The sequence below is a fragment of the Streptomyces sp. FH025 genome (genome assembly GCF_017427025.1).
Taxonomy (GTDB): domain Bacteria; phylum Actinomycetota; class Actinomycetes; order Streptomycetales; family Streptomycetaceae; genus Kitasatospora.
The window spans coordinates 22273-32007 of record NZ_JAFLNG010000012.1 but is presented as its reverse complement, the minus strand read 5'-3'; the positions used below and the strand labels follow the sequence as shown (position 1 = coordinate 32007).

Annotated in this window: 10 protein-coding genes; 2 read left to right on the top strand and 8 right to left on the bottom strand. The window is 70.4% G+C overall.

Going from position 1 to position 9735, the window contains the following annotated elements:
* The first annotated feature begins 233 nt into the window (after positions 1 to 233).
* On the top strand, positions 234 to 1571 hold the full coding sequence (locus J0670_RS01840; protein WP_207808898.1) for a UDP-glucose/GDP-mannose dehydrogenase family protein: 1338 nt from the start codon (positions 234 to 236) through the stop codon (positions 1569 to 1571).
* 222 nt (positions 1572 to 1793) lie between these two features.
* On the opposite strand, the gene J0670_RS01835 is transcribed toward J0670_RS01840, so the two are convergent.
* From J0670_RS01835 to J0670_RS01810, 6 genes are all read right to left on the bottom strand, one after another.
* A complete protein-coding gene (locus J0670_RS01835; protein ID WP_207808896.1) occupies positions 1794 to 2405 on the bottom strand; it encodes a hypothetical protein in 612 nt (203 codons plus the stop codon).
* A gap of 3 nt (positions 2406 to 2408) precedes the next feature.
* Positions 2409 to 2804, bottom strand: coding sequence for a hypothetical protein (locus tag J0670_RS01830; RefSeq protein WP_207808895.1), 396 nt, complete (start codon positions 2802 to 2804; stop codon positions 2409 to 2411).
* A gap of 142 nt (positions 2805 to 2946) precedes the next feature.
* Complete coding sequence (locus J0670_RS01825) at positions 2947 to 3372, bottom strand: CoA-binding protein (protein ID WP_207808893.1); 426 nt, start codon at positions 3370 to 3372, stop codon at positions 2947 to 2949.
* Positions 3373 to 3575: 203 nt separating this feature from the next.
* Positions 3576 to 4790 (bottom strand): dipeptidase, encoded by a 1215-nt coding sequence (locus tag J0670_RS01820; protein WP_207808892.1) that lies wholly within the window; start codon positions 4788 to 4790, stop codon positions 3576 to 3578.
* 76 nt (positions 4791 to 4866) lie between these two features.
* Positions 4867 to 5391 (bottom strand): 5-(carboxyamino)imidazole ribonucleotide mutase, encoded by a 525-nt coding sequence (gene purE / locus J0670_RS01815; protein ID WP_207808890.1) that lies wholly within the window; start codon positions 5389 to 5391, stop codon positions 4867 to 4869.
* Positions 5388 to 6527 (bottom strand): 5-(carboxyamino)imidazole ribonucleotide synthase, encoded by a 1140-nt coding sequence (locus tag J0670_RS01810; RefSeq protein ID WP_207808904.1) that lies wholly within the window; start codon positions 6525 to 6527, stop codon positions 5388 to 5390. The genes purE and J0670_RS01810 overlap by 4 nt, the downstream gene beginning before the upstream one ends.
* Before the next feature lie 292 nt (positions 6528 to 6819).
* Between J0670_RS01810 and J0670_RS01805 the strand changes: the two genes are divergently transcribed.
* Positions 6820 to 7347 carry a GtrA family protein gene (locus J0670_RS01805; RefSeq protein WP_207808888.1) on the top strand — a complete coding sequence of 176 codons (528 nt, stop codon included), beginning with the start codon at positions 6820 to 6822 and terminating at the stop codon, positions 7345 to 7347.
* Between the two features lie 70 nt (positions 7348 to 7417).
* On the opposite strand, the gene J0670_RS01800 is transcribed toward J0670_RS01805, so the two are convergent.
* Both J0670_RS01800 and J0670_RS01795 read right to left on the bottom strand, forming a co-directional pair.
* Positions 7418 to 8674: an ATP-binding protein gene (locus J0670_RS01800; protein ID WP_207808886.1), complete on the bottom strand. Its 1257-nt coding sequence runs from the start codon at positions 8672 to 8674 to the stop codon at positions 7418 to 7420.
* 64 nt (positions 8675 to 8738) lie between these two features.
* A complete protein-coding gene (locus J0670_RS01795; protein ID WP_030290974.1) occupies positions 8739 to 9413 on the bottom strand; it encodes a response regulator transcription factor in 675 nt (224 codons plus the stop codon).
* Positions 9414 to 9735 lie beyond the last annotated feature (322 nt).

Genomic DNA, 9735 nt, shown 5'->3' with positions numbered 1-9735 from the left:
GTCAGCCGCCCCTGCGCTGCCCGCCATGATGCCTGCCTCGTCGTCCAGTGACCGAAGTCTGTCGAAGTCTGATGGAAGTCGAATCCGGGGTTAACTACCGTTCAGTAGAGATCCTAGGGCTCCGACCTGCGGCTGCCTAGCGCCCACTGCGTGCGGGCGATCAATGCCGATCCGGAGCGGACGGATAGCATCGGGGGCACTCGTACTGGTCAAGCCCGCACTAAGGGGAATCCGTGACCCTCCGCATCTCCGTGATCGGCACCGGCTACCTCGGCGCCACGCACGCCGCCGCGATGGCCGAGTTCGGCTTCGAGGTGCTGGGCCTGGACATCGATCCGGACAAGATCGCCACGCTCACCGCGGGTCGCGTCCCGATGTACGAACCGGGGCTGTCCGAGCTGCTGCTCAAGCACGTGGTCGGGCACGAAGGTTCGACCGGGCGACTGCGCTTCACGACCTCGGCCAAGGAGGCCGCGGAGTTCGGGGACGTGCACTTCATCTGCGTCAACACCCCGCAGCGCAAGGGCGAGTTCGCCGCCGACATGTCGTACGTGGACGCCGCGATCGACGACCTCGCGCCGCACCTGACGCGCCCGGCCCTGGTGGTCGGCAAGTCCACCGTCCCGGTCGGCTCGGCGGCCCGGCTGGCCGAGCGGCTGGCCGCGCTGGCGCCGGTCGGCGAGGGCGCCGAACTCGCCTGGAACCCGGAGTTCCTGCGCGAGGGCTTCGCCGTCCAGGACACCCTGCGGCCGGACCGGATCGTGGTCGGCACCCAGAGCGAGCGGGCCGAGCGGCTGCTGCGCGAGGTGTACGCGGAGCCGATCGCGGCCGGCGTGCCCTTCCTGGTCACCGACTACGCGACCGCCGAGCTGGTCAAGGCCGCCGCCAACTCCTTCCTGGCCACCAAGATCTCCTTCATCAACGCGATGGCCGAGGTCTGCGAGGCGGCCGGCGCGGACGTCACCCAGCTGTCCACCGCGCTCGCCTACGACGAGCGGATCGGCGGCAAGTTCCTCAACTCCGGCCTCGGCTTCGGCGGCGGCTGCCTGCCCAAGGACATCCGCGCGTTCATGGCCAGGGCCGGCGAACTCGGTGCCGACCAGGCGCTGACCTTCCTGCGCGAGGTCGACTCGATCAACATGCGGCGCCGCTCCCGGATGGTCGAGCTGGCCCGCGAGCAGTGCGGCGGCGGCTTCCTGGGCCGCCGGGTCGCCGTCCTCGGCGCCGCCTTCAAGCCCAACTCCGACGACATCCGGGACTCCCCCGCCCTCAACGTGGCCGCCCAGATCCAGCTCCAGGGCGCCCAGGTCACCGTCTACGACCCGAAGGCCGTGGACAACGCCCGCAAGATGTTCCCCTCCCTGGCCTACGCCGGCTCCGCCCTGGAGGCCGTCGAGGGCGCCCACGTCGTCCTCCACCTCACCGAGTGGGCCGAGTTCCGCGAGCTCGACCCCGCCGAGCTCGGCGCCGTGGTCGCCGAACGCCGCCTCCTCGACGGCCGCAACGTCCTCGACGCCGCCGCCTGGCGCGCCGCCGGCTGGACCTACCGCGCCCTGGGCCGCCCCAGCTGACCCTGGAACCCCCCGAACGCCTTTGAACGTCTTCGAACGCGTTCAAGCCGTACGCGAAGATCCTTCCGCACGGCCGCTTCGGAGCGATCGGGGGCCACCTGAAGGCCACCTACGAAGCCGACGGCACGGCCCTGGTGGAGCTCCGGGCCTTCGACGTCTGAGCCCGCCCCCGTCACGGAATCCCATGCGGTCGGCGGGCACGCAGGACGCCACCTCTGTCCGCTACGCCGCCCGGGCGAGGTGCAGGAACTGCCCGATCCCGCGATCCGGGATCGAGCTGAATTCCCGGTAAGCATCCCGCACGCTCTTTTCCGCCGCCGCATCGCCGGCCACGACCAGGTCCTCGTTCCTCTTGAGGAGAGAGGCAAGCCTGGCCGACTGCTCGGCACTACGGAGCGTCAGCCTGAGCGTCTTCCTGTGAAGTCTCCGATTCAAGAAATCGAGAGGGTGTATCACCTTGAAATACGCCCTCAGCACAGGGGAGAGATCCTCCTCGGCAATGACAGCGAGGCGCTCCAGTGCATCGACAGAGGCATTGAAGAACGTTCGCCGGTCATCCACGTTGCCCGCGGCATCCATTCCCTCCATCGATGCTTCCGCCTCACGCATGGCGGCACTCCAGCGGCCGATGGCCTCGTCCAGGCCACGGTCCAACCGAGCGTGCTCCGCCTCACGGTCGGCGACTTCACGGATCGAGGCCGCGGTGTAGCTGGGACCGGAATGGGTGAGGGCACCCCAGAAGCCCTGCGCGACACCCCCGGCAGACGCGTCCCGCGCCTTGAGTTCATAGCTAGGGCCACTGTGCGTCAACGCCTGAAAGAATTCTCGATTCACAGTCTAGGCACCCCCATCTCCGACCATCGAAGGACCGATACCTACAGCTTGATTTTCGCTGCTCAGCTCCTGGGCGGGGATCGATGAAATCAATTGCCCCACGTCCGAAAGCGCTGAATCCTGCGCCGACCTCTGCCACTTGTCGAGAATCGCAGGAGCTCCCGCACCTGCGATGACCGCCCCGAAGGCGCTGAACGGACCGGCCATGGCGATGGCCCACGCGACTCCCGCACCGATCAGCATTCGAGCTGCTTCCGCGGCGATGTAGATCGATATCCTGGTCCCGCCAGGGACCTCCCAGGGCCAGCACCTCTTCGTCTGAACCACGCGGAAGAACGTCAGCAGCGAGACGAGCAGACTCCCGACGAGGCCGTAGGCCGCCATCGCTAATTGCGACATCCCGACTTCTCTCTACCCGCATCCACAGCTGACTACCCGTCAACGCTACCGTGCGGGCAGCGCGCGGTGTCACGGTTACTCCGAACCGTCCGGTACTCCGCGGGTCTCCCGGTCGAGGATGTGGGCCCGCAGGCTCCGGGACCTAGCCGATCCGGCCGGCCGGACCGAGGCGCGGGATCTCGATGGCGGGGCACTTGTCCATCACCATGGACAGCCCGGCGGTTCGCGTCCGCTCGTACGCGGCTTCGTCGACCACTCCGAGCTGGAACCAGACGGCCTTGGCGCCGATGGCGGCCGCCTCGTCCGCGACCTCCCCGGCGAGGTCGGACCGGACGAAGGCGTCCACCACGTCGACCTCGAAGGGGATGTCCGCGAGGGAGGCGTAGCCCTTCTCGCCATGGACCGTCTCCGCCTTCGGGTGCACCGGCACGACCCGCTTGCCGAAGCGCTGGAGCACCTCGGCCACGCCGTAGGCCGCTCGCCGCTGGTTGGACGAGAGGCCCACGACGGCCCAGGTGTCGCCCAGCGCGGTAAGGATCTTCCGGACCGTCTCCGGGTCGCCGTACATGCCCTGCCTCCTCGCAGCCGAGAACCGAGAACCGAGAACTCACCTCACCCCAGCGCCACCGCTCCCCCGGCCATTCCCGGCCGGGATCCGCGCGGGCCGGCCCGCCAGGTCGATGTGAAATCGGATGACACCTGGCGCGGCCGTCCCGGTCGACGTGATGGACGTACGGACAAGTGCCCGGCCGTCGAGATCCCGCGGCTCGGTCAGGAGTTCACGCCGTCCAGCTGGGCGATGGTCGCGATGGACGGCCGGCGGGTGGTGCGCAGCGAGGCGGCGACCGACTCGGCGTCGCGCAGGACGCGGACGGCGTTGTGCCAGGTGAGCTTGGCGAGGTCGGCCTCCGACCAGTGGCGGCCGAGGAGTTCGGCGACCAGGTTGGGGTAGCCGGCCACCGAGTCGAGGCCGTCGGGCAGGAAGGCGGTGCCGTCGAAGTCGCCGCCGATGCCGATGTGGTCGATGCCGGCGACCTCGCGCATGTGGTCGAGGTGGTCGGCGACGGTGGCCGGGGTGGCGATCGGGCGCGGGTTGGCGGCCTCGAAGGCGCGCTGGCGCTCCATGGCCGGCGGGGTGGTGTCCAGCGGGTGGAAGCCGTGGGCGCGCATGTTCTCGTCGGCGGCCAGGGTCCAGTCGATGGCGGCGGGCAGGATGAACTTGGGGACGAAGGTCGCCATCGCCACCCCGCCGTTGGCGGGCAGTTGGGCGAGCACGTCGTCCGGGATGTTGCGCGGGTGGTCGCAGACCGCGCGCGAGGAGGAGTGCGAGAAGACGACGGGCGCCTCGGTGACCCGCAGGGCGTCGCGCATGGTGTCGGCGGAGACGTGCGAGAGGTCGACCAGCATGCCGAGCCGGTTCATCTCCCGGACGACCTCCTCGCCGAACCGGGTCAGCCCGCCCGCCACCGGCTTGTCGGTCGCGGAGTCGGCCCACGGCACGTTGTCGTTGTGGGTGAGCGTCAGGTAGCGCACGCCGAGCTCGTACAGGGCGCGCAGGGTGGCCAGCGAGCAGTCGATGGAGTGGCCGCCCTCGGCGCCCATCAGCGAGGCGATCCGGCCCTCGGCCCGGGCGGCCTCGATGTCGGCGGCGGTGCGGGCGAGCCGCAGCCGGTCGGGGTAGCGCTCGACCAGGGCGTGGACGAAGTCGATCTGCTCCAGGGTGGCGCTCACCGCGTGGTCGCCGGCCAGCGAGGCGGGCACGTAGACGGACCAGAACTGCGCGCCGACCCCGCCCTCCGCGAGGCGGGCGAGGTCGGTGTGCAGGTGCCCGCTCTGGTCGGTGGCGAGGTCGAGCGCGCCGAGGTCGTACCCGGCCTGCTCGCGCATCGCCCAGGGGAGGTCGTTGTGGCCGTCCACCACGGGGGCGGTGCGCAGCAGGGCGCGGGCGCGGTCCAGCGGGGTGAGGGAGTCCGTCTCGGAAGTCATACGAGCTGTTCTACCCCACCCCGCCGCCGGAGCCACTCGCCCGTGCCGCCGGGGCCACTCGCCCGTGCCGCCGGGGCTACTTGGCGAAGCCGAAGGAGGTGGAGCCGGCCACCTTGGCCCGGAGCTTCTGGCCCTTCTCGGTGGCCTGGTTGTTCAGCTCGGCCTGGAAGTCGGTCATCTTCTCGGTGAGTTCGGCGTCGAAGGCGGCGAGCATCCGCACCGCGAGCAGACCGGCGTTGCGCGCGCCGGCCACCGAGACGGTCGCCACCGGCACGCCGGCCGGCATCTGGACGATCGACAGCAGGCTGTCCATGCCGTCCAGGTAGCGCAGCGGCACCGGCACGCCGATGACCGGCAGCGGGGTGACGGAGGCCAGCATGCCGGGCAGGTGGGCCGCGCCGCCGGCGCCCGCGATGATCGCCTTCAGGCCGCGCTTGTGGGCGTTCTCGCCGTACGCGACCATCTCGCGCGGCATCCGGTGGGCGGAGACGACGTCCACCTCGTAGGGGATCTCGAACTCGTCCAGCGCCTGGGCGGCGGCCTCCATGACGGGCCAGTCGGAGTCCGAGCCCATGACGATGCCGACAACAGGGTTACTCATTCGGTGATCGTTCCTCGCAGGTAGGCGGCCGCGTGGCGGGCGCGCTCGCGGACGTCGTCGAGGTCGTCCCCGAAGACGTTGACGTGGCCGACCTTGCGGCCGGGCTTCACGTCCTTTCCGTACATGTGGATCCGCAGCCCGGGGTCGCGGGCCATGCAGTGCAGGAAGGCGTGGTACATGTCCGGGTAGTCGCCGCCGAGGACGTTGACCATGACGGTCCACTTGGCGCGCGGCCGGGGGTCGCCGAGCGGGAGGTCGAGGACGGCCCGCAGGTGGTTCTCGAACTGCGAGGTGACCGCGCCGTCCTGGCTCCAGTGCCCGGAGTTGTGCGGGCGCATGGCCAGCTCGTTGACCAGGATCCGGCCGTCCCGGGTCTGGAACAGCTCGACGGCCAGGTGGCCGACCATGCCGAGCTCGCCGGCGATCCGCAGGGCGAGCTGCTGGGCCTCGTCGGACAGGACCGGGTCGAGGTCCGGCGCGGGGGCGGTGACCTCGGCGCAGACGCCGTTCTCCTGGACGCTCTCGACGACCGGGTAGGCGACGGCCTGGCCGCTGGGCGAGCGGACGACGTTGGCGGCCAGCTCGCGGACGAAGTCGACCTTCTCCTCGGCCAGCACCGGGACGCCGGCCAGGAACGGGGCCTGCGCCTCCTGCTCGTCGTCGACGACCCAGACGCCCTTGCCGTCGTAGCCGCCGCGGACGGTCTTCAGCACGACCGGGTAGCCGGAGCCCTCGTTGGCGAAGGCGGTGACGTCGGCCGGGTCGGCGACGATCCGGTGCCGGGGGCAGGGCACGCCGATGGAGTCGAGCGTGGCCCGCATCACACCCTTGTCCTGGGCGTTGACCAGGGCCTTCGGGCCGGGGCGGACGGCGATGCCGTCGGCCTCCAGCACCCGGAGGTGCTCGGTCGGGACGTGCTCGTGGTCGAAGGTGATGACGTCGCAGCCCGCGGCGAAGCGGCGCAGGGTGTCGAGGTCGCGGTAGTCACCGAGGACGACGTCGGAGACCACCTGTGCGGCGGAGTCCTGAGGCGTGTCGGCGAGGAGCTTGAACCTGACCCCGAGCGGGATGCCCGCCTGGTGTGCCATGCGGGCCAACTGCCCGCCGCCGATCATGCCCACCACTGGAAAATTCACATTGCCCGGGGAAGTCACGCGGCCCAGGATATCCGGGCCGGTCGGGGGCGGTGGAGCCGCCGGTGGGGCCTGCGAACCGGACGCGCGTAGATGTCAACCGGGGGCCCTGCGGGCTGAGCCGTTCGGTTGAAGCGGGTAGCCTGGACGGCTAGGTCCTCGTCCACGCGGTCAGATCATGTGTGTGCACGCAGGGCTCAAGGGGTGGCCGCGTCCCAGCGATCCGCCCTTTCGACCCGCGCGCACATGGAGGCAGCCCGGTATGGCGACGACCGCAGCTTCGAACCCCTCGCTCATGCAGAAACTGCGTGGGCTCTCGGGCGAAGTCGTGAAGTTCGGCATCGTCGGCCTGAGCGGCGTGGTGGTCAACTTCGCCGTGTTCTGGGTCTGCATCAACGGCCTGGGCCTGGCGTCGCTGCGCTCCAACATCGTGGCGACCGTGATCGCGATCGCCACCAACTACCTCGGCTACCGCTACTGGCTGTACCGGGACCGCGACGCCGCCTCGCGCAAGCGGGAGATCACGCTGTTCCTGGTGTACAGCGGCATCGGCATGCTGATCGAGACCGGCGTGCTCGGCCTGTCGGTCTACGTGCTCGGCCTGGACTCGCACTACGAGCAGCTGGGCGCCAAGGTGATCGGCCTCGCCGTCGCCACCGTGTTCCGCTTCATCTCGTACCGCACCTGGGTCTTCAAGGCCGTGCCCGAGCCGGCCGAGCCGACCGCCGCGCCGGAGGCGAACCACCTGGGTGGCCAGGGGCTGGCAGCCCAGGCCGAGATGATGCTGGCCGCCGAGCAGATCCGTTACGCCAAGGCCGAATAGGCCCCGCACCCCCGCCCGGACCCGCGCGCCCCAGCACCCCCGCCCCGACCGTCTCAGGCGCCTCAGCGCCTCAGCGCGTGGTGTCCTCGTGGCTGCGCCCGAGGAAGAGCGCGAACACCGCCGGCTTCAGCGACAGCAGCTCCAGCCGCCCGCCGTCCGCCTCCGCGAGGTCGCGGGCCACGGCCAGCCCGATGCCGGTGGAGTTGCGGCCGCTGACCGCGCGCTCGAACACCCGGTTGCCGAGGTCGGCGGGCACCCCCGCGCCCTGGTCCTCCACCTCGACCACGGCCGAGGTGCCAGAGGGCCGCACCCTCAGGGTGATCGTCCCGGCGCCGTGCATCAGCGAGTTCTCGATCAGGGTGGCCAGCACCTGGGCGACCGTCCCCGGGGTGCCGACCGCGGTGACCCCGTGCAGGCCCTCCAGGGACAGCACCCGGCCCTGCTCGCGCAGCGTCGGGCCCCACTCCTCCACCTGCTGCTTGATCACCTCGTCCAGGTCGAAGGCGACGGCGGTGGGGCTGCGCGGGTCGCGCTGGGTGGTGAGCAGCCGCTGGACGACGTCGGTGAGCCGCTCGACCTGCTGGAGGGCGATGGTCGCCTCCTCCTTGACCGTCTCCGGGTCCTCGGCGAGGGCGGTGATCTCCTCCAGCCGCATGGAGAGCGCGGTGAGCGGGGTGCGCAGCTGGTGCGAGGCGTCGGCGGCGAGCCGGCGCTCGGCGGTGAGCATCCGGGCGATCCGCTCGGCGCTGGTGTCCAGCACCTCGGCGATCCGGTCCAGCTCGGGCACCCCGTACCGCCGGTCGCGCGGGCGCGGGTCGCCGGAGCCGAGCCGTTCGGCGGTCTCGGCGAGGTCGGTGAGCGGCCGGGCGAGCCGCTTGGCCTGCCAGACGGCGAGCGCCACGGCGGCCTGGACGGCCAGCAGGGCGACCACGCCGAGCAGCAGCAGGTTGTTGGCGATCTCGTGGTCGACGTCCTCGCGGGACTGCTCGACGGTGACGATCTCGCCGCTGTTGCCGCGTTCGACGGCCTTCAGCAGGTGGTTCCCGGCCGGGCGGTCACCGGCGGAGACCACCTGCTGGCCGGGGATCTGCACCTCGACGTAACTGCCCTCGGTGACCTGGCTCTCGAAGACGCGCCCGGTGTTGACCGACTCGCCCGCGGCGAGCCGGCTCTCCACCAGGGCGAGCACCCGGACGGCGGCCGCGTCCACCCGGTCCTGGGCCGAGTTCACGATGGTGCGCTTCTCGACCAGGGCGAGCGGTACGCAGAACACCACGACGACCACCAGGACGACGACCAGCAGCGAGTTGATCATCCTGCGTTTCACGCTGCCGCTCCCCGAGGTGGTTGTGCTCCGTCGGCCGGCGCCCGGCCACGATCTCCGTACGGGGCTAATTCTTCTCGAACCGGAACCCCACCCCGCGCACGGTGGCGATGTAGCGCGGGTTCGCCGCGTCGTCGCCGAGCTTCTTGCGGAGCCAGGAGATGTGCATGTCCAGGGTCTTGGTCGAGGTCCACCAGGTGGTGTCCCAGACCTGCCGCATGATCTCCTCGCGGGTGACCACCCGGCCGGCGTCCCGGACGAGGACGCGCAGCAGCTCGAACTCCTTGGCGGAGAGGGTGAGCTCCTCCTCGCCGAGCCAGGCGCGGTGGGACTCGATGTCGATCTTCACCCCGTGCGCGCCGGTGGTGAGCTGGTCGACGTTGCCGCGCCGGAGCAGGGCCCGGACGCGGGCGAGCAGTTCGGCCAGGCGGAAGGGCTTGGTGACGTAGTCGTCGGCACCGGCGTCCAGGCCGACCACGGTGTCCACCTCGTCGGCGCGGGCGGTGAGCACCAGGACGGGGCAGCTCTTGCCGTCGGCACGCAGGCGGCGGCAGACCTCCAGGCCGTCCATCTCGGGCAGGCCGAGGTCGAGGACGACGAGGTCGACCTCCTCGGTGAGGCCGGCGGCCAGTGCGGTCGGACCGTCCTCGCGGACGAGCACCTCATAGCCCTCGCGTCGCAGGGCTCGGGCGAGCGGTTCGGAGATCGCCGGATCGTCCTCGGCGAGCAGCACACAGGTCATGTGGTGATGGTAGTCCGCCAGGGTATGCCCGTACGCCTTGTGAGGTAGTTCACAGAGCGTGATCGTTATACAAGGGCCCACCGAGAGTCAACGAGGCGCCGCCGATCGCCAGTTCAGGGAGAAATCCCCCCTCCGAGCTTAAATCCGAAGGAAGACACGCCCGATTACCATGGATCGATCGGGCAGATCTACCCGCAACTTTGCCATCGCCATACCTGATTCATGGCTTTTGTCATCTGATAAAGCCAAATGTCGCCACGTAGAGTGGTTCAGGTCCACGTCCGCCGCCACCCCCCTAGGCGGACGCTGTCAGGCAAGGAAC

What these genes read in the sequence shown, in the direction of transcription:
- J0670_RS01830 (WP_207808895.1), bottom strand. Translation starts at nt 2,804, where the DNA reads ATGTCGCAATTAGCGATGGCGGCCTACGGCCTCGTCGGGAGTCTGCTC.
- J0670_RS01825 (WP_207808893.1), bottom strand. Translation starts at nt 3,372, where the DNA reads ATGTACGGCGACCCGGAGACGGTCCGGAAGATCCTTACCGCGCTGGGC.
- J0670_RS01820 (WP_207808892.1), bottom strand. Translation starts at nt 4,790, where the DNA reads ATGACTTCCGAGACGGACTCCCTCACCCCGCTGGACCGCGCCCGCGCC.
- purE (WP_207808890.1), bottom strand. Translation starts at nt 5,391, where the DNA reads ATGAGTAACCCTGTTGTCGGCATCGTCATGGGCTCGGACTCCGACTGG.
- J0670_RS01805 (WP_207808888.1), top strand. Translation starts at nt 6,820, where the DNA reads ATGCAGAAACTGCGTGGGCTCTCGGGCGAAGTCGTGAAGTTCGGCATC.
- J0670_RS01795 (WP_030290974.1), bottom strand. Translation starts at nt 9,413, where the DNA reads ATGACCTGTGTGCTGCTCGCCGAGGACGATCCGGCGATCTCCGAACCG.